Source organism: Streptomyces fradiae (genome assembly GCF_041270065.1).
GTDB lineage: Bacteria > Actinomycetota > Actinomycetes > Streptomycetales > Streptomycetaceae > Streptomyces.
Window position 1 is genome coordinate 4,467,318 of the sequence record NZ_CP065958.1, and the last position, 18,005, is coordinate 4,485,322.

Here is an 18,005-nt window from a genome sequence, read left to right on the forward strand (position 1 = left end):
GGGGTGCTCCAGTCGTCGCGTCATACCCGCCCGGGTATACGGGCCGGGTACCGGAACCCCATCACCTCAGACCACGATCCGGCAGTAGAGCCGCAGCCCGGGATCCGCCAATTCGCCCAGCCGGCCCAACCACGAGGCCAGCTCGTCCGCGTCCGCGCCGACGTGGAACTCCTCCGCCCGCGCCCACTCCGCCGCCACGTCCGCGAGCCGCTCGCGCCCGGCCGTCCGTATCGCGTCGCGCAGTTCGTCTGTCACGGTGAGCAGGAAGACCGCCCCGTCCTCGGGGTCGGAGAGGAGACCGGCCTGGCGCGGTTGCGCCGCGACCGTCTCGTAGGGCAGGTCGCGCAGCAGCGCTTCCGCGCGCCCGAGGAGGACGGCGGGCTCGACGCCCTTGGTGGGCAGGGTGGCCAGGCCGACGGCCTCCGGGCCTTCCTCGAAGGCGTCCAGTGCCGTCGCGTCGTCGGGCGCGGCGAAGTAGTCGAACAGCATGCGGTCATGCTGGCAGCCACCACTGACATCGGGCCCGGGCCGCCCGGGCCGCCCGGGCCCGCCCGGCCCAGGCGCGTCAGTCGATGTGGACGATCTGGAACGCCTCCGCCATCCGCCCCGCCGGCAGGCCGCCCGCCCGCGCGTGTTCGCTCAGCCAGTCCCGTAGCAGCCCCGACAGGTCGTCGAAGTGGGCGGTCTGTGAGGTGTGGATGCGGAGGGCCTCGACCTTGCGGTCGAAGACGGGGGTGACGTCCACGTACTGGTTGGGGGTCGGGCCGGTCATCAGCCACAGCTCGTGGACGATCCAGGGCTCCAGGCCCTCCTCCCTCAGCAGCTCGGCGTGGGCGAAGGGGTTGCGGGCCTCGGGGTAGATCGCGCGCAGGCAGGCCTCGCCGACGGCGCGGTGGTCGGGGTGGAGGTCGGCCGCGCGCGCCCAGTTGATCTCGGGGGAGGGCACGATGCACCGCTGCGGCCGCACCTCGCGGATCACCCGGCACAGGTCGCGCCGGAGCTGCACATCCGCCTCGACGAAGCTGTCGGGGTAGCCGAGGAAGCGCACGTCCGCGACGCCGCTGAGCTTGGCGGAGTGCATCTGCTCGGCGCGGCGCAGGTCCGCCATGGCCTGGCGGGGGAGCAGGGGGTCGTAACCGCCGGCGCCGCCGTCCGTCACGATGCAGTACGTGACGCGGGTGCCGCGCTCGATCCACTGCATGACGGTGCCGCTCACGCAGAACTCGATGTCGTCCGGGTGCGCGGCCACCACCAGCAGCGATTGCGGCGCACTGCGCACGGTCGGGTCGGTCGCGAAGTCGGTCTCCAAGTCCTCCATAAGGCCAGCCTGTTGGCGTGGCGGGGGCGTCGCAAGGCCAAGTCCTGGCGTGAACCGGACATGGCACTTACGCGCCATCCAAAAACTTGGTAGATTCAAATCATTGGTAAGGCAAGTTGACGTGTGGTCAAGTGATCCGGAGGCGACCGGCAATGTGCAGGATTCTCGGCTCCCTCGCCGCAGGCGCAGGCACGGACGCGGCCCGTCCCGACCCGGCCGAACTCGCCGCGGTCTCCGCCCGCCAGCGGCACGGCGGCCCCGACGAGCACCAGGTGCTCAGCGGCCCCGGCTGGTCGCTCGGCTGCGACCGGCTCGCCGTCACCGACCCGTGCGGCGGCACCCAGCCGTACCGCCTGCCGCACCTCCCCGGCATCCTCGCCGTGCTCAACGGCGAGATCTACAACCACGCCGAACTGCGCCGCCGCCTCGCCGCCCGCGGCCACCGCTTCCCCGACCGCTGCGACGGCACGCTGCTGCCCGCGCTGTACGCCGAGTACGGGCCGGCCTTCGCCGAGCACCTGGACGGGATGTTCGCGGTGGCCGTCCTCGACCTGCGGCCCGGAAGCGCCCAACTCGTCCTCGCTGTCGACGACATGGGCATGAAGCCGATCCACCTCCACCACGACCCGTACGACGGGACGACCCGCTTCGCGTCCGAGATCCCGGCGCTGCTCGCGTTCGAGGGGGTGCGGATCGCGCCGCGCGAGGACGCGCTCGACACGGTGCTCGCCACCCGTACCTCGTACACCTCCCAGACCGCCCTCGACGGCATCAGCGTCCTGCCGCCCGGCGCGACCGCGCTCGTACGGCCGGGGCGCGCCCCCGTCGTACGGCGGCGGGCCCCGTACGCGGCGGCGGCGCCGTTCGGCGACACGCAGGACGTGCTGCGGCACGAGGTGCGGCGGCTCGCCACCGCCGACGCGCCGGTGTGCGCGATCACCAGCGGCGGGCTCGACTCCGGACTCGTCACGGCGCTCGCCGCCGAGCACGCGCGCGAGACGGACGCGCCGCCGCTGCACACCTTCCACCTCACCTACCGCGGCAAGTGGCCCGACTCGGAGGCGGCGTACGCCCGTTCCGTCGCCCGCCGGGCCCGGACCGTGCACCACGAGGTCACCGTCGACCCCACCGAGATCCCCTCCCTGCTCACCCGCACGGTCCGGCACCTCGGGCAGCCCAACGCCGACCCCATCACCCTCTCCACCTACGCCCTCTTCCGGGCGGTGCGCGAGAACGGCTTCACCGTCGCGCTCTCCGGGGACGGCGCGGACGAGCTCTTCGGCGGGTACGACCGGATGCGGGCCGCGCTCACGGCGCCGCCCGGCGTGGACTGGGCGGGCGCGTACGCGGACGCGCTGTCGGCGGCGCCGCGGCTGCTGCGGGAGCACCTGTACACGTCCTCGTACGCCGCCTTCATCGCCGACCAGGGGTCGGCGGCCGACCGCATCGAGCAGGAGCTCCGCTCCGCGGAGGGGGATCGGTTGTCGGTCGTGTCCGCCTTCGAGACGCGGTGGCGGCTGCCCGCGTACCACCTGCGGCGGGTCGACCACCTGTCCATGGCGTGGGCGGTGGAGGCGCGCATGCCGTTCTGCCAGCCGGGCGTGGTCGCGCACGCGCGCGAGCTGCCGGTGGGCGAGCGGACGGGGAAGCGGGCGCTGTACGAGGCGGGGGCGGAGCTCCTCCCGGCGGGCGTCCTGAAGCGGCCCAAGCAGCCGTTCACGCTGCCGATCGCGGCGATGATCGCGCCGGGCGGACCGTTGCTCGACACGGTGCGGGAGCTGCTCTCGCCGGCGCGGCTCGTCCTTGGCGGGAAGGTGCGGGCGGACCGGGTGAACCGGCTGTTGGCGCGGCACCTGGAGCGGCCGAACCAGCACGTGGCGCTGGCGCTGTGGGGGGTGGCGGTGCATGAGCTGTGGGCGGAGGTTGTGCAGGGGATGCGGATACCGGTGGGTTGTGCGGCGTGAGCTGACGGGACCTTGGCGTCCCGGGCCGGCGTCGGCCCTCGCGGGCCGGGAGGCGCCTTTGGGCGCGGCCCCCGCGGGCGGCGGGTTCGGCCCTGCGGGCCGGGCGGCACCGGTTGGCGCGGGCGCCGGGGGTGGGACCGCGGGTCCGGCGGGCCCGGCCGCACCGCTAGGCGCGGGTGCTCGGGGCGCGGGGGTACGGGGGGCGGAGGCGCCGCCGAGGGCGCCGTCCCGTGTAGCCCACCCTCCCCCTGACTTCGTCGGGGGGACCCCCACCGCCCTGCGGGACGAATGCCCACAACGGGATGGCGGCGAGGGCGCGGGGGCTCGGCCGCAACGGGTTGGCGCGCGAACGCGCGCCGTGACTGCTCGCGTCGTCCTCGCTCACGACGCCCCCGGGCCCACCCTCGTCCTTCGGCACGACCAACTTCCCCCCGGCGCCCTCGCCCTCGGCTCCGAGCTCACTCACCTCCGGCGCGCCCTCGCCGCCACCCCGTACCCCCACCTCAACAAGATCGCGCTCTACCAGCCCACCGGCCCCCGGCACCTCGACTACCGCTTCGTCCAGGGCCTGCTCACCCCCACCGGGTTCGACTTCCGGACCGGGTGCGGGCATTCGCTGCTCGCGTGTGTCGTGGCCGAAGGGGGTGCTCCCCACCCCGGTGGGGTGACCGTGCGGGCGGTGACCACCGGAGACACCGTGCGGTGCTACGAGGGGGGCGCGGACGGCACGTACACGCTGGAGTTCCAACGAGCCCCCGACGCGCCCGGCACCCTGCCCACCGGCCGCCCCGTCGACCTCCTCGACGGCGTGCCCGTGACGCTCGTCCGCTACGGGAACCCGTACGTCCTCGTGGACGCCCGCCACCTCCCCCCGACAGGTCAGAAGCAGGCCCTGCTCGCGCTCCGCGCCCGCGCCGCCCGGATGCTCGGGTACGCGCCCCACTCGCTCCTCCCGAAGATCGCGGCGTTCCGGGAGACGGCCGACGGGGGAATCGCTGCCCGGGCGCTGACCGTGGGCGGCTGGCATCCGCGGCTCGCGCTGACCGGGGCCACCGCGTTCGCCGCGGCCGGAGCCATCGACGGGACCGTCGTCCGAGGTCCCGTGACGCGGATCGGGACGCCCGGCGGGCCGGTACGGGTGTCGGTCACGGCCACCACCGTGCGGGTCCACGACAAGCGCGCCTACGTCCTCGCGCGGCTCGAACTCCCCTGGCGTATCCACGCAAAGGCGTGAACGCGCACCTCTCAGGCCAGGGTTTTCGTCCCAGCCCTCTGCCACGCTGAATGGCGAGACGACCAGTCAATGCCCAAGCCGTTCCCGTACCCGTAACGCGTTCCCGTGCCGTATCCGTGGGGAGAGCAGACGCACATGAAATTCGAGAATCTGCGTGTCGTCGTGACCGGGGCGAGCCGTTATTTCGGCCGCGCGCTCGCCGTCGGATTCGCCCACCTCGGGGCCGAGGTCTATGTGTCGGCCCGCACCGTCGAGGCCGCCGAGCGGACCCGTACCGAGGTCATGGGCTCGGCCCGGGACCGGATCCACGCCTTCGGGTGCGATCTGAGCCGGCCCGCCGAGATCAGGGAGTTCGCGGCCCGGGTCGGCGAACGCACCGACCGGGTGGACCTGCTGGTCAACAACGGGGCGCGGTGGCTGGACGGGATGGATCTGGAGGCGGCGAGCGACGACCAGATCGTGGAGACGATCGAGTCGACGGCCGGCGGCACCGTCCTGATGGTGAAGCACTTCCTGCCGCTGCTGCGCGGATCCCTCCGGCCCGACATCGTGAACATGGTCGCGGTGCGCGACGCCGAGGGCGCCTCGGCCGCGACGGCGGGCGCCGCGCATGAGGCGTTCTGGGCGGCGAAGAGCGCCCAGGCCGGATTCGCCGACATTCTCTCCCGCCGGCTCCGGCCCTCCGGCGTCCGCGTCTTCTCCCTCTTCCCGCCGGACTTCTCGACCTCCGACCCGCGGCACGCGGAATGGGACGGAGCGAATCCGGACGGAATAGCGCCCGACGAGAAACTCACCACCCAGGCGCTCTTCGAATGCATCGTCTACGCCGTCGAGCAGCCCCGCGACTGCTTCATCCGCTCCTTCCACTTCGAACCTCGCTGACCGCGTCAAGGAGGTCCCATGAACACGCCCGTCTGGATCACCGCGACCCCTCCGGCCACCCACGGCGAACTGCACATCGGCCACCTTGCCGGCCCGTACGTCGCGGCCGACGTCCTCACCCGCTTCCTGCGGGCCGAGGGCGAGCCCGTGCGGTTCACCACCGGTACCGCCGATCACGCCAGCTCGGTCGAGGTCAGAGCGCTGCGCCACAACCGCAAGCCGGAGGAGGTCGCCGAGGGCTACCGCGCCGCGATCACCGCGGACTGGCTGCGCTCGGGCGTCGCGTTCGACCACATCGTGAAGCCGCGCAAGGACCGCGGGTACGCGCGCTGGGTCCAGGACCTCTTCAGCCGGCTGTACGCGCAGGGGGTCATCGCCCCGCGCACCCGCCTCCTGCCGTACTGCGAGCCGTGCGAGCGCTGGCTGTACGGGGCGCACGTGACGGGCACCTGCCCGCACTGCGGAGCGTCGAGCGACGGCGGGATGTGCCACGAGTGCGCCCGGCCGAACGACGGCGGGGACCTGATCGCACCGCGCTGCTCGATGTGCGACACCCCGGCGGTCGCCAAGCGCTGCCGGCGCCTGTACGTGCCCCTGGAGCCGTTCCGCGACCAGCTGTCCGACTACTGGGCGATGGCCGAACTCCCGCCCCGCCTCGCCGCGTTGTGCGAGTCGCTCGTCGAGGACGGGCTGCCGGACATCGCCGTCGGGCATCCGGCGGAGTGGGGGCTCGACGTGCCCGTCGAGGGCTTCCCGGAGCACCGCATCGACGCCTGCTTCGAGGCGGCGGCGATGCACCTCTTCGGCTACGACCCCAAGGGCCCGCTGCCGCGCCGCACCATCCACTTCTGCGGCTTCGGGCACTCCTTCTGCCATGCCGTGCTGCTGCCGGTGCTGCTGCTCGCGCAGGACATCAAGCTGCCGCAGGAGTTCAACGTCAACGAGTCGTACGTGGTCGAGGAGGGCGTCCGCGAGGGCAATGTGTGGGCGCTCGACCTGCTCACCGAGTACGGCTCCGACACCCTGCGCCGGCACGTCCTGCAGGCCAGGCCGACCGGGCGCCGCACCGTGCACCAGCGCGACCGGCTCGCCGCCGTCCGGCAGGAGCTCGACGAGAGCTGGAACAGCTGGCTGACCCGGCTCTTCGCGGCCGTCCGTGAGGAGTGCGACGGGGTGGCGCCGCAGGCGATGCCCGGCGGCACGGGCTGGGCGGTCCTGGAGCGCCGGCTGCACCGCGCCGTGGACGACCTGCGCGAGGCGTACGGGCCGGACGCCTTCGATCCGCGGCGGGCGGTGGCCGTGCTCGACGAGATGGTCCGCTCGGCCGCCGACTTCGGCTACGTCAACGCGCACGAGCGCTGCCGCCCGACCACCAACTGCCGCCATCTGCCCGCGCTCGCCGCACAGTTGGCGGTGGCGTCCGCCCTCGCCGCCTGGGCGCGGCCGGTGATGCCGGAGGGCGCGGACCGGCTGGCGGCGGCGCTGCAGGTGGAGCCGGGGCGGCCGGTGGACTGGTCGGCGCTGATCGCTCCGCTGCCGGGGACGCGGCTCGCGCCGCCGTCCGGTCCGGTGTTCGGCTTCTGAGCCCGTACCCGTACCTGTAGTCGTACAGCCCCCGGCTTCTAAGCCCCTAAGAAGTCACGTACATCCCCTCCCTGCCGCGTGACCGTGCGCGCCACGCGCGGGGGCGCGCGGCCCTCCCCACAGGAGCCCCTCGTGTCCCTGCGCGTCGCCATGCTCAGCGTCCACACCTCCCCGCTCCACCAGCCCGGAACCGGGGACGCCGGCGGAATGAACGTCTACATGGTCGAGCTGTCCCGGGCCCTCGTCGAACAAGGCGTAGAGGTCGACCTGTTCACCCGCTGCCGCGGCGAGGGCCTGCCCGGCCTGGTCGATCTGGAGCCCGGCGTCCGGGTCCGGCACCTGCCGGCCGGGCCGCGCCGGCCGCTGCCGAAGGAGGCCATGCCGGACCTGGTCGTGCCCTTCTCGCTCGCGCTGCTCAAGGAGGGCCGCAGGGGCGGCCGGCCCTACGACCTGGTCCACTCGCACTACTGGCTGTCCGGGCAGGCCGGGCGGATCGCCTCCTTCGGCTGGGGGATACCGCTGGTGCACACCGCGCACACCCTGGCCCTGGTGAAGAACGCGCACCTCGCGGCCGGCGACACCCCGGAGCCCGAGCTGCGGGTCCGGGGCGAGCGCCAGGTGGTGGGGGACGCGGACCGGCTGATCGCCAACACGCGCGACGAGGCGGAGGCGCTGCGCACGCTGTACGGGGCGGACCCGGCGCGTACGGAGGTCGTACGGCCCGGGGTGGACCTGCGGACCTTCGCCAGGCTCGACGCCCCGGCGTCTTCCCCGGCCCACGGCCGGGCGGCGGCCCGCGCGCGCCTCGGGCTGCCGGCGGACGCCTTCGTCCCGCTGTACGCGGGGCGGATCCAGCCCCTGAAGGGCCCGGACGTGCTGGTGCGGGCCGTCGCGGAACTCATCGGCATGGCACCGGAGTTGCGGCACCGGATGGTCGTCCCGGTGGTCGGCGGGCACTCGGGCGCGACCGAGCAGGGCACGGTGTGGCGGCTCGCGGCAGAGCTCGGTGTGGACGACGTGTTGAAGCCCTGCCCGCCGGTGCCGCAGGAGCGGCTCGCGGAGTACTACCGGGCGGCGGACGTGCTCGTCGTGCCCTCGCGTTCGGAGTCGTTCGGCCTGGTGGCCCTGGAGGCGCAGGCCTGCGGGACGCCGGTGCTCGCGGCGGCGGTCGGCGGGTTGCCGACGGCGGTGTGGGACGGGGTGTCGGGGCTGCTCGTACGGGGCCACGACCCGGTCGAGTACGCGCGGCGGTTGCTGTGGCTGGCCCGGAACCCCGAGGCGCGGATCACGATGGGGGAGGCGGCGGCCCGGCACGCCCGGGGGATGAGCTGGCGCGCTTCCGCCACGCGGACGATCGACGTGTACGAGGACGCGAGGGCGAGGCGGCAGCCGTCGGCGCCGGTACGGGTGGGGCAAGGGCGGCGGCACGCCCCTGCCCCGGCGGCCCCTCTCTCCTGGAGGAACGAGAAGGCCGTAGTGCGAGTTTAGCATCTCTTTTGGTTCGACCAAAGGTTAGGAGCGGCCAGGATGCGCCAATTCCGTTCCGGCGGTGGCGCATTGACGCACTCACGCCATGGCGGGTCCACGCAGAGAGAATCCCTGGATTCGCCCTCGAGCGGCCGACAGAATGGAGATGTCTTCAGGGAACGCCCGGCGGCACGGGCCCCCAGAAGCCGGAATTCACATTCCAACTCCTGGAGGAATCATGAACAAGACCATGAACAAGACCATCCGTCAGTTCGCGCTCGCCCTCGTGGCCTGTCTGGCCGTCGCCGGCGGTGCGACGATCGCCGCCACCAGCGGTGAGGCCGACGCCCCGAACGACGCGCCCCGCCTGATGCTCGCCGACGACAACTGGCCGGTCCCCACCCCGGCGCCCGGCAACTGAAATATCCGGCGGCATATTTCGAACGAGCAAAACGACGGAATAGGCCCTGTGATCGTCCTGCCACGATCACAGGGCCTTTTTCCGTGCCCGTGCCCGTCCCCATGCGCGTGCCCGCCGGCTCAGTCCAGCCAGCCCATCCGCACCGCGCGCACACCGGCCTCGAAACGGCTGGCAGCGCCCAATTCCTGCATGAGTTCCGAGAGCATGCGGCTCACCGTGCGCAGCGACACCCCGAGGCTGCGGGCGATCTTCTCGTCCTTCATCCCGGTGGCCAGCATCCGCAGCGCCGCCCGCTGCTGCTCGGACAGCCCGTCGCCGCCCCGCTCGGCCGTGGCCCCGGAGCCGTACGGCACGGCCGTGTGCCAGCAGTGCTCGAAGAGCCCGAGGTAGGAGCGGACCAGGGCCCGGCCGCGGGCCAGGATGGCGCCCTTGCGCGCGTCCTCGGGCCGGATCGGCAGCATGGCGTACTGCTGATCGATGATGATCATGTTGAGCGGCACGACCGCGGCGACCCGGATCTCCGCCCCCAATTCGGCGCGGGCGTCGAGCAGTTCGGCGACGTCCGGTCGCGTGGCGTGTTCGTGCGCGTAGATCGCCCGGACCCGGATGCCCTGTTCGAGACGCCGCCGGTCGCGGTCGAGCGTCACATCGTGCACCTCGCGGCTCGGCCCGCCCGGGTACATGGACGCCGAGCTCTCCTGCATGACGTCGATGATGTCGTCCAGGGCCTGCTGGATGCGCCGGTAGTCGGTCAGCGCCTCGACCTCGACCTCGGAGCCCGCGAGCACACTGGCTCGCAGGAAGGTGCCGGCCAGCGCCTCCAGGGTCGCGTACGCCTGGTCCGCCTCGGCCAGGTGCTCCCGCAGCCGGTCCCGCTCGCGGTCGAGGAGGCGGAGCAGCGCGATCTCCGGGTCGACCGCCGCGACCGTGTCGGCGTCCGGACGCCAGGCGGTGTTGCGGACGTCGGCGATGGTGGCGTGGGTGCGCGTGGTCGGCACGATCAGACCGAGCGCGATCAGTTCGGCCCGACATCGCTCGTACTCCTCGTCGGTGAGCCCGAGTTCGGTGGTCACCTCGGCGAAACTGGACACCCCTCGCCTGCGTAACTCCTGGTAGACGGGCACGAGTCGCTGCTGCTGCCGCGCGGAGTCCGGATCGCCCTGGTGGGCGTGGTGGGCGTGATGAGCGGCGGACACGGCGCCGCCAGTCGTGCCGCCGCCCGTGGTGTCGTCGGTCGCAGCCATGGCGCGTCTTCCCCCTCGTCGTCGTGGTTCCACCGTCGAAATCGTCAGGCTACGGGCCGATCGCGGGCGGCCCTCCGTCGCGTCGCTGCAGCGGGGGAGTGGGGTGCGTGGCGGGCGTGGGGCGCGTGGGGTTCCGGCGCGTGGGTGTCCGCCGTCGTCATGCCGCCCCCCTCGTCGTCGACTCGGCCTTGCCGTCTACGCCGTGTTCGCCTGCGCTGTGGTGTCCGTGCTCGCCCGCGTCCCCAAGATCAGGCTACGTCGACTGCTCGTACGGCTCGCCGTCGAGGAGGCCGAGCCGGGCGGCCTTGACGCCGGCCTCGAAGCGGCTCGCGGCGTCGAGTTCCTGCATGACCTCGGAGATGAGACGGCTGACCGTGCGCAGCGAGACGCCCAGGTTGCGGGCCACCTGCTCGTCCTTGATGCCGGACGCGAGCATCCGCAGGGCGGCGCGCTGCTGTTCGGACAGGCCGTCGCCGCCGGGCTCGGCCGGTTCCTCGTGGCCGTACGGGGTGGCGGCGTGCCAGCAGTAGTCGTAGAGGGCCCGGTAGGAGCGGACCAGGCCCGGGCCGCGGGCCAGGATCGCGGCCGAGTCCGGATCGTGCGGGTCGGTGGGGAGCAGGGCGAAGTTCTCGTCGGCGAGGACCATGTTCATCGGGACCACGGCGGACAGGCGCACCTCGACACCGAGCGCGGTCCGCTCGGCGAGGTGCTGGATCATCTCGGGCACCTGGCCCACCCGGTGGCTGTACATGGCCTGGACGAGCACGCCGCGGGCCACCCGGTCGCGGTCCCGGGCCAGTTCGAGGGCCATCTCCTCGCGGCGGACCGAGCCGGTGTGCATGGAATGGACGGAGGTTCGCACGGTGTTCGTCAGGTCGGCCAGTTCCCGGCCGATCCTGGCCGGATCCTCCACGATCTCGACCTCGACCTCGGAGCCGGGCTCCATGCCGGCCCGCAGGAACGGTCCGGCGAGCGTCTCCAGGGTGGTGTGCGCGCGGCTGGTCTCGGCGAGCCGGCTCTCCAGGCGCTCGCGCTCGTGCTGGAGGAGGCGGAGCAGGGCGATGTCAGGGGCGACGACGGCGGGGGTCCCGCTCGGGGCTTTGTCCCTCGCCCCGTCGATCAGGCCGAGGGCGACCAACTCCTCGTGGCAGCGCTCGCGTTCGGCCTTGCCGAGGTCGAGCCGGTGCGCCACGTCGTCGAAGGACTCGCCGGTCGTGCTGCGCAACTCCTGGTAGAGCGCGAGGGCCTGCTCGCTCCCCGTACGCGCTCCGGCGGCGTTTTTGGACACGGCGCAGCAGACTCCCCTCGGATCGCGCGGATCCTGTTGAAACGCCCCGCTAGACCCTGCCACAAAATCGAACGTGTCGCATGGAGTTCACACGCATTCAGACCGCGCCGGCGGTTTCCTCCGAGGCGGCCCGGCAGTCCGGGCAGAGGCCCTTGAAGACCACCTCGGCGTCGCTGACCTGCCACTCGGGCAGGCTGCCGCGGGGCGGGGCGGGGGCGGTGGCCGTCACGTTCTCCACGCGGCCGCACCGCAGGCACAGGGCGTGCTGGTGCGGCGGGCCGGAGATCTCGAAGACGGCGGGCAGACCGGGGCGGTCGAACTTGCCGACCAGGCCGGTCTCCTGGAAGTGCCGCAGCATCTCGTAGACGGCCTGGCTGGTGAGGGTGCCGAGCCGCTCGCGGGCGGTCGCGGTGATCGCCTCCACGTCGAGATGGCCGCCGGCGGCGAGCACGGTGAGCACCTCGAGGCGCGGACCGGTCACGCGCAGGCCGACGTCGCGCAGGCGCTGGATCACGGCCTCGCGGCCCGTCAGCTCTTCCACGACTGCCATCTTCTCCGCCTCGCCCGCCCGCCATCCGATGCCTGGAGCCCGATGTCTGGTCGGCCCAAACCTTTGCGGGCATCGTACCTCTTGCCCATCCCTGGCGTCAGTGGATCCTCGGCCAGGTGTGAGCCAGGCGTGAGTACGGGAGCGGGGCTCAGTCGTCCGTCCGGCAGACCAGCAGCACGCTCTCCGTCCGGTCGTCGATCCGGTGCCGGCGGCGGCCCTCGATGTGCAGGCCGGCGGAGTGGAGTTCGGCGGCCAGGTGCTCGCCGTCCACGATCCACTTGTCGGTGCTGAGCACGACCCGCTCGGTGGAGAGCTTTCCGGTACGGGCCGAGTAGTACGTGATCCGCTCGCTCATCGTCCGCAGGTCGAAGGTCTGCCGGGCCACCACCCACTCGTCGATGCCGTCGAAGCGCGGCACCTGGAAGGCCCAGGTGCGCTGCGGATCGGCGACCAGGCCGGGCAGTAGATGGGCCGTGTAGTCGAGCGCGAGCGCACCGCCCGCCCCCAGGTGCGAGGCGATCTCGCGCAGCAGCCGGGGCCGTGCCTGCGGCGGTACGGCGGAGACCATCGCGCCCGCGAGCAGCGCGAGCCGGTAGTCGCCGTCGAGCCGCAGCTCCGAGAGGTCGGCCTTGGTGGTCACGACGAGCCCGGCGACCTGCGGACCGATGCGCCGGGCCCAGTTCTCGAGGCGCTCCAGGGCGGGGCCGTCCCGGTCCACGGCCTCCACGGCGAAGCCGTGCCGGGCGAAGGGGACGGCGAGCCGTCCGGCGCCGGAGCCGAGATCGAGAACGGGGCCGCCGGTGGACCGGGCGAGACCGAGGTACCGGACGATGTCGGCGCTGTGCGGGCCGAGGAGCGCGTCGTGCAGCCAGACCGAGTCCTCGTCGCCGGGGGAGACGGATTCCAGTCCGGGAAGGGTGTCGGACGGGAGTCGGATCCCGGCGCCGGGGGCGGGCAGGTCGTATCGGGACGGCAGGACCGGGGCGAGCGGTGCGGGCACGGGCACGACGGGCAGGGAAGTGCCGCTCGGTGTGTGCATCGCTCCTCCAGGGGCTCGCTCGGTCCGTGCCGTCCGGGCGGGGCACCCGTGCCGCCGGGGCCGCGCCGCTGGGCTCCATCCTGACCTGCGGCGGATGGCCGGTTCCAGCGGATCCGGGGGCGTGAACACGCGATGGCGTGTGTCTGCCACGGGGGCGCGCGGAGGAGTCGTACGAGCCGGGGCCGGGGGCCGGCTGTCGGGGAGCCCCGGTTCAGAGCGGGCGGTTCAGAGCGGCCGGCTCAGAGCGGGCGGCTCCGCCGGGTCCCGCCGTCGAGGGCCACGAAGCCGCTCCGCTCGTAGAAGGGGAGCGAGGGGTCGGGGTCCGCGGGGAGGGTGAGCCGCTGCTCGGTGGCCCCGTAGGCCCGCATCCGCTCGCTCGTCGCGGCGAGCAGGGCCGTACCGATGCCGGCGCGGCGGGATCCGGGGAGCACCGCGAGCGCGTACAGCTCGCCCTCGCCCGGTACGGGCACGCCGCCGGCCACCGCGCCGAGCAGGGTGCCGTCCGGCCCCGCCGCCACCAGCCAGCCGAGCCAGCCGGGCGCCCCGCCGGGAATTTCAATTTCCGCGCGGATACGGGGGAGTGCGCATTGCGCGGACACGAGCCGACGGGTGGGGATTTCGCCGAGTATTTCCGCGTAACTGTCCCGAATGCACTCCGCAAGCAGCCTGGATATCGTCGTCGCGTCGGCGGCTTCCGCCGCCCGCACGTCCGCCAGCTGCATTGGTTCGTACCCTTCGACGTGCCGAGCTGAACGCCAACATACCCACAATAGCCGGGAATTCGTACGGAGTGTGACCGATGTGAAATCTACGAATTCCCTTAGTAATTAATTCGGGAACGAGCAGCAGGCGATGATGAGCGGGGCGGCCGCGAGGCCGGCCGCCGCGATCGTCGCCAGTCCCCACAGCACCGGATGCCCGGCGCTGTGGGGGGTGAGGATGCGGCGCATGCGCAGCGCGGCCGAGGGTCCGCCGGCGCCGAAGGCCTGCCGTGGTGCCCGTCCCGAGGCCAGTGCGTACAGCGCGGTGGCCAGCGCGTCGCGCGAGCAACGGCGCAACGCCCGGTCGTCCGCGGCCATTTCGAGCAGCAGGGGCACGGCGGTGCTGCCGTGTCGGGCCAGCGGCAGATGCCGGAACGCCGCGGCGAACGCCTCCACCGCCGCGACCAGCAGATGGTGCCGGCCCGCGATGTGCGCCCGCTCGTGCGCGAGGGCGGCGGCCAACTGCGGTCCGGTCAGGGCGTCGAGGGCGCCGGACGACACCACCACGCGGCGCGAGCGGCCGGGCAGGCAGTAGACGGCGGGCCGCTCGTGCTCCAGGACGGTGACGCCGAGCCCCGCGTCGTACCGCCCGACCAGACGCAGGGTCTCGGCGTGCCGGCCGCGCTGCCGGCGCGCCCGCAGCAGCACCCGTACGAAACCGGTGACCGGGACGGCGAACACGCCGAGGGCGATGCCGAGGGCGGTGTACTCGAGGGCCGTGAACTGCACGAACTCCTCGGCGGTCGGCAGCCGGAGCGCGAACAGCGCGTCGCTGAGCCGGTGGCCGGTCGCGCTCGGCAGGATCAGCTGGGCCGGCAGCAGCGCGGCCGAACCGGTGAACAGCACGCCGCTCGCCACCCACACCGCGAGCGCGAGCCGCGGCACCTGCTGCGCCCAGCGGGCCCGCACGAGCAGCCAGGGGACGAGGAAGCCGGTGCAGAGGAGGAGGCCGAGCGGCGGCAGGGTGTGGTGGTTCATCGGTCCACGTCCTGGGCGCGGCGGGCGGTGCGCAGCGCCGCGTCGAGGGCCGCCATGTCCTCGTCGGAGATGGTCTCCACGAAGCGGAGCAGCGCGGCGGGTCGGTCCTGGCTGTCGCCGAGCGCGTCCTGCATGAGCCCGGCGGTGTACTCCTCGCGGCTGCGCACCGGCTCGTACAGCCAGGCCCGGCCCGACTTCTCGCGGCGCAGCCAGCCCTTGCGGTGGAGTATGTCCGCGACGGTCATCACCGTCGTGTAGGCGACCCGGCGCCCCAGATTGATGTCGTCGACGATCTCGCGGACCGTGGCGGGCCGCTGCCAGGCCCACAGCCGGTCCATGATCTCGGCCTCCAGCTCTCCCAGCCGGCGCACGTGCATCCCCTCCCCGCTCCGGGCGGCTCATCGTACGGGCCGCCACACCCGCTCAGGTATACCCCCTAGGGGTATGACGCATGTGGGTGGACGGCCCGGAGGGCGGCCCCTGTCCGGAACCGCCCTCGGAAGTACGTCAGGTCCGGATCGGACCCCGACCAGGTCCGGATCAGGTCCGGATCAGGCGTGCGATCGCCTTCGACGCCTCGCCGACCTTGACCTTGGCCTGGTCTCCGCCGGCCTCGATGGCCTCCGTGACGCAGCAGCTGAGGTGCTCGTCGAGGAGGGCCACCGCGCAGGACTGGAGGGCCGCGTTGATCGCGGAGACCTGGGTCAGGACGTCGATGCAGTAGGTGTCCTCGTCGACCATCCGCTGCACCCCCCGGACCTGTCCCTCGATGCGCCGGAGGCGTCTGATGATGTCTTCCTTCTGCTGTACGTAACCGGCCACGGCGGCCTCTCCCGTCAGTACGTCACATCACGTCACGTCAGATCTCGGCGCTGCAAGGGGTGTTACGGGGTATCGCGGGGTGTTGCGGGGTGTTACTTGTCGGCGGCCTGGAAGCCGCGCAGCCGGAGGCTGTTGCCGACCACGAAGACCGAGGAGAAGGCCATGGCGGCGCCGGCGATCATCGGGTTGAGCAGTCCGGCCGCGGCGAGCGGCAGGGCGGCCACGTTGTAGGCGAAGGCCCAGAAGAGGTTCGAGCGGATGGTGCCGAGGGTCTTGCGGGAGAGCCGGATGGCGTCGGCCGCGGCCCGCAGGTCGCCCCGTACGAGGGTCAGGTCGCCGGCCTCGATCGCGGCGTCCGTACCCGTGCCCATGGCCAGCCCCAGGTCGGCCTGGGCGAGCGCGGCGGCGTCGTTGACGCCGTCGCCGACCATGGCGACCGAACGCCCCTCGTCCTGAAGGCGCTTGACGACGTCGACCTTGTCCTGCGGCATGACCTCGGCGATCACCTCGTCGATGCCGACCTCGGCGGCGACGGCCTCGGCGACGGCCTTGTTGTCGCCGGTGAGCAGGATCGGGGTGAGGCCGAGGGCGCGCAGCCGGCGGATGGCCTCGGCGCTGGTCTCCTTGACGGCGTCGGCGACTTCGAGGACCGCGCGGGCCTCGCCGTCCCAGGCGACCGCGATGGCGGTCTTGCCGGCGGCCTCGGCGGCCTCCTTGGCGGCCCGGAGGGACGGGGTGAGCTCCATGGCCCATTCCTGGAGGAGCTTCTCGCGGCCGACGAGGACGGCGTGGCCGTCGACGACGCCCTGGACGCCGAGTCCGGGGATGTTGGCGAAGTCCTCGGGGGTGGGCAGGGTGCCGACCTTGGCGGCGGCGCCGGTGGCGACGGCCTGGGCGATCGGGTGCTCGGAGGAGTGCTCCAGGGCGCCGGCGAGGCGCAGGACGTCGGTCTCGTCCGTACCGGCGGCGGTGTGGACCTTGATGAGGGTCATCCGGCCGGTGGTGACGGTGCCGGTCTTGTCCAGGACGATGGTGTCGACCTTGCGGGTGGTCTCCAGGACCTCGGGGCCCTTGATCAGGATGCCGAGCTGGGCGCCGCGGCCGGTGCCGACCATGAGGGCGGTCGGGGTGGCGAGGCCGAGGGCGCAGGGGCAGGCGATGATCAGTACGGCGACGGCGGCGGTGAAGGCGGCGGTGAGGCCCTGCCCGGTGCCGAGCCAGAAGCCGAGGGTGCCGAGCGAGAGCGCGATGACGATCGGCACGAAGACGGCGGAGATCTTGTCGGCGAGGCGCTGGGCGGCGGCCTTGCCGTTCTGGGCGTCCTCGACGAGCTTGGCCATGCGGGCGAGCTGGGTGTCGGAGCCGACGCGGGTGGCCTCGACGACGAGGCGGCCGCCGGCGTTCAGGGTGGCGCCGGTGACGGCGTCGCCGACGCCGACCTCGACCGGCACGGACTCGCCGGTGAGCATGGAGGCGTCGACGGCGGAGGAGCCCTCGACGACGGTGCCGTCGGTGGCGATCTTCTCGCCGGGGCGGACCAGGAAGCGCATCCCGACCTGGAGTTCGGCGGTCGGTACGGTGACCTCGCGGCCGCCCTGGAGGACGGTCACCTCCTTCGCGCCCAGCTGCATCAGCGCCTTGAGCGCGGCGCCCGCCTTGCGCTTGGAGCGGGCCTCGAAGTAGCGGCCGGCCAGGATGAAGGCGGTGACGCCGGCCGCGGCCTCCAGGTAGATGTTCCCGGCGCCGTCGGTGCGGGCGATGGTGAACTCGAAGGGGTGCGTCATGCCGGGGGTGCCGGCGGTGCCGAAGAACAGCGCCCACAGCGACCACAGGAACGCGGCGATGGTGCCGACCGAGATCAGCGTGTCCATGGTCGCGGCGCCGTGCTTGGCGTTGGTCCAGGCGGCGCGGTGGAAGGGCCAGGCGGCGTAGACGACGACCGGCGCGGCGAGCGTGAGGCTCAGCCACTGCCAGTACTCGATCTGCAGGGCCGGGATCATCGCCATGGCGATGACGGGTACGGCCAGGGCGACGGCGGTGATCAGCCGCTGCTTCAGCGGCCGCAGCTCGGCGTCGGCCCTCTCCTCGTCGGTGGGCCCGTCGGCGGCACCGGCGCCGGGGGTCTCGGTCCTCGGCGGCTCCGGCTCCTTGGCGGTGTAGCCGGTGGCCTCGACGGTCGCGATGAGCTCGGAGACGTCGATGTCGGCGTCGAAGGTGACCTTCGCCTTCTCGGTCGCGTAGTTGACGGTGGCCTCGACCCCGTCCATGCGGTTGAGCTTCTTCTCGATCCGGGCCGCGCACGAGGCGCAGGTCATGCCGCCGATGGCGAGCTCGACCTGGGCGGTGCCGGGGGTCGTCGTTGTCATGAGGCTGCTCCTCGTTCCTCGCGTGGTACGGGTCGGGGGCCGGGGCCCGGGCGTGGTGGGCGAGCCCCGGCGGCCGGTGGGCGCGGG

General features: G+C 73.0%; 17 protein-coding genes. 6 read left to right on the top strand and 11 right to left on the bottom strand.

The annotated features are described in order from the left end of the window. Positions 1-66: 66 nt before the first annotated feature. Both JAO84_RS20445 and JAO84_RS20450 read right to left on the bottom strand, forming a co-directional pair. On the bottom strand, positions 67-489 hold the full coding sequence (locus JAO84_RS20445; RefSeq protein WP_370414168.1) for a hypothetical protein: 423 nt from the start codon (positions 487-489) through the stop codon (positions 67-69). A 76-nt stretch (positions 490-565) separates the two neighbouring features. Then, positions 566-1,318 carry a PIG-L deacetylase family protein gene (locus JAO84_RS20450; RefSeq protein WP_370414169.1) on the bottom strand — a complete coding sequence of 251 codons (753 nt, stop codon included), beginning with the start codon at positions 1,316-1,318 and terminating at the stop codon, positions 566-568. Positions 1,319-1,470: 152 nt separating this feature from the next. Here JAO84_RS20450 and asnB point away from each other — a divergent pair, with 152 nt between their 5' ends. The 6 genes from asnB to JAO84_RS20480 all read left to right on the top strand — a co-directional run bounded on the left by asnB (position 1,471) and on the right by JAO84_RS20480 (position 8,870). Then, positions 1,471-3,282 carry an asparagine synthase (glutamine-hydrolyzing) gene (gene asnB / locus JAO84_RS20455; RefSeq protein WP_370414170.1) on the top strand — a complete coding sequence of 604 codons (1,812 nt, stop codon included), beginning with the start codon at positions 1,471-1,473 and terminating at the stop codon, positions 3,280-3,282. 358 nt (positions 3,283-3,640) lie between these two features. Continuing rightward, positions 3,641-4,516: a hypothetical protein gene (locus JAO84_RS20460; protein ID WP_370414171.1), complete on the top strand. Its 876-nt coding sequence runs from the start codon at positions 3,641-3,643 to the stop codon at positions 4,514-4,516. A gap of 135 nt (positions 4,517-4,651) precedes the next feature. Next, positions 4,652-5,398, top strand: a complete 747-nt coding sequence (locus JAO84_RS20465) for an SDR family oxidoreductase (RefSeq protein ID WP_370414172.1) — start codon at positions 4,652-4,654, stop codon at positions 5,396-5,398. Positions 5,399-5,416: 18 nt separating this feature from the next. Next, complete coding sequence (locus tag JAO84_RS20470) at positions 5,417-6,982, top strand: class I tRNA ligase family protein (protein ID WP_370414173.1); 1,566 nt, start codon at positions 5,417-5,419, stop codon at positions 6,980-6,982. 150 nt (positions 6,983-7,132) lie between these two features. Then, positions 7,133-8,470 carry a D-inositol-3-phosphate glycosyltransferase gene (mshA, locus tag JAO84_RS20475; protein WP_370416819.1) on the top strand — a complete coding sequence of 446 codons (1,338 nt, stop codon included), beginning with the start codon at positions 7,133-7,135 and terminating at the stop codon, positions 8,468-8,470. Between the two features lie 217 nt (positions 8,471-8,687). Continuing rightward, positions 8,688-8,870, top strand: a complete 183-nt coding sequence (locus JAO84_RS20480; RefSeq protein WP_370414174.1) for a hypothetical protein — start codon at positions 8,688-8,690, stop codon at positions 8,868-8,870. Positions 8,871-8,989: 119 nt separating this feature from the next. Here the strand turns inward: JAO84_RS20480 and JAO84_RS20485 are convergent, their stop codons facing one another. The 9 genes from JAO84_RS20485 to JAO84_RS20525 all read right to left on the bottom strand — a co-directional run bounded on the left by JAO84_RS20485 (position 8,990) and on the right by JAO84_RS20525 (position 17,918). Further along, positions 8,990-10,114 carry a LuxR C-terminal-related transcriptional regulator gene (locus JAO84_RS20485; RefSeq protein WP_370414175.1) on the bottom strand — a complete coding sequence of 375 codons (1,125 nt, stop codon included), beginning with the start codon at positions 10,112-10,114 and terminating at the stop codon, positions 8,990-8,992. Positions 10,115-10,367: 253 nt separating this feature from the next. After that, the gene (locus tag JAO84_RS20490; RefSeq protein ID WP_370414176.1) at positions 10,368-11,402 is read right to left on the bottom strand and encodes a LuxR C-terminal-related transcriptional regulator; all 1,035 of its coding nucleotides are present in this window, start codon (positions 11,400-11,402) and stop codon (positions 10,368-10,370) included. 97 nt (positions 11,403-11,499) lie between these two features. Next, the gene (locus JAO84_RS20495) at positions 11,500-11,952 is read right to left on the bottom strand and encodes a Fur family transcriptional regulator (RefSeq protein ID WP_370414177.1); all 453 of its coding nucleotides are present in this window, start codon (positions 11,950-11,952) and stop codon (positions 11,500-11,502) included. 148 nt (positions 11,953-12,100) lie between these two features. Then, positions 12,101-12,991: a cyclopropane-fatty-acyl-phospholipid synthase family protein gene (locus JAO84_RS20500; RefSeq protein WP_370414178.1), complete on the bottom strand. Its 891-nt coding sequence runs from the start codon at positions 12,989-12,991 to the stop codon at positions 12,101-12,103. Positions 12,992-13,230: 239 nt separating this feature from the next. Next, positions 13,231-13,590: a GNAT family N-acetyltransferase gene (locus JAO84_RS20505; RefSeq protein WP_370414179.1), complete on the bottom strand. Its 360-nt coding sequence runs from the start codon at positions 13,588-13,590 to the stop codon at positions 13,231-13,233. Between the two features lie 228 nt (positions 13,591-13,818). Continuing rightward, positions 13,819-14,730 (bottom strand): M56 family metallopeptidase, encoded by a 912-nt coding sequence (locus JAO84_RS20510; RefSeq protein ID WP_370414180.1) that lies wholly within the window; start codon positions 14,728-14,730, stop codon positions 13,819-13,821. Then, entirely contained in the window at positions 14,727-15,101 is a 375-nt protein-coding gene (locus JAO84_RS20515) for a BlaI/MecI/CopY family transcriptional regulator (protein ID WP_370414181.1), read from the bottom strand. The genes JAO84_RS20510 and JAO84_RS20515 overlap by 4 nt, the downstream gene beginning before the upstream one ends. Before the next feature lie 169 nt (positions 15,102-15,270). Further along, positions 15,271-15,552 (bottom strand): metal-sensitive transcriptional regulator, encoded by a 282-nt coding sequence (locus tag JAO84_RS20520; RefSeq protein ID WP_265863751.1) that lies wholly within the window; start codon positions 15,550-15,552, stop codon positions 15,271-15,273. Between the two features lie 92 nt (positions 15,553-15,644). After that, a complete protein-coding gene (locus JAO84_RS20525; protein ID WP_370414182.1) occupies positions 15,645-17,918 on the bottom strand; it encodes a heavy metal translocating P-type ATPase in 2,274 nt (757 codons plus the stop codon). Positions 17,919-18,005: the final 87 nt, after the last annotated feature.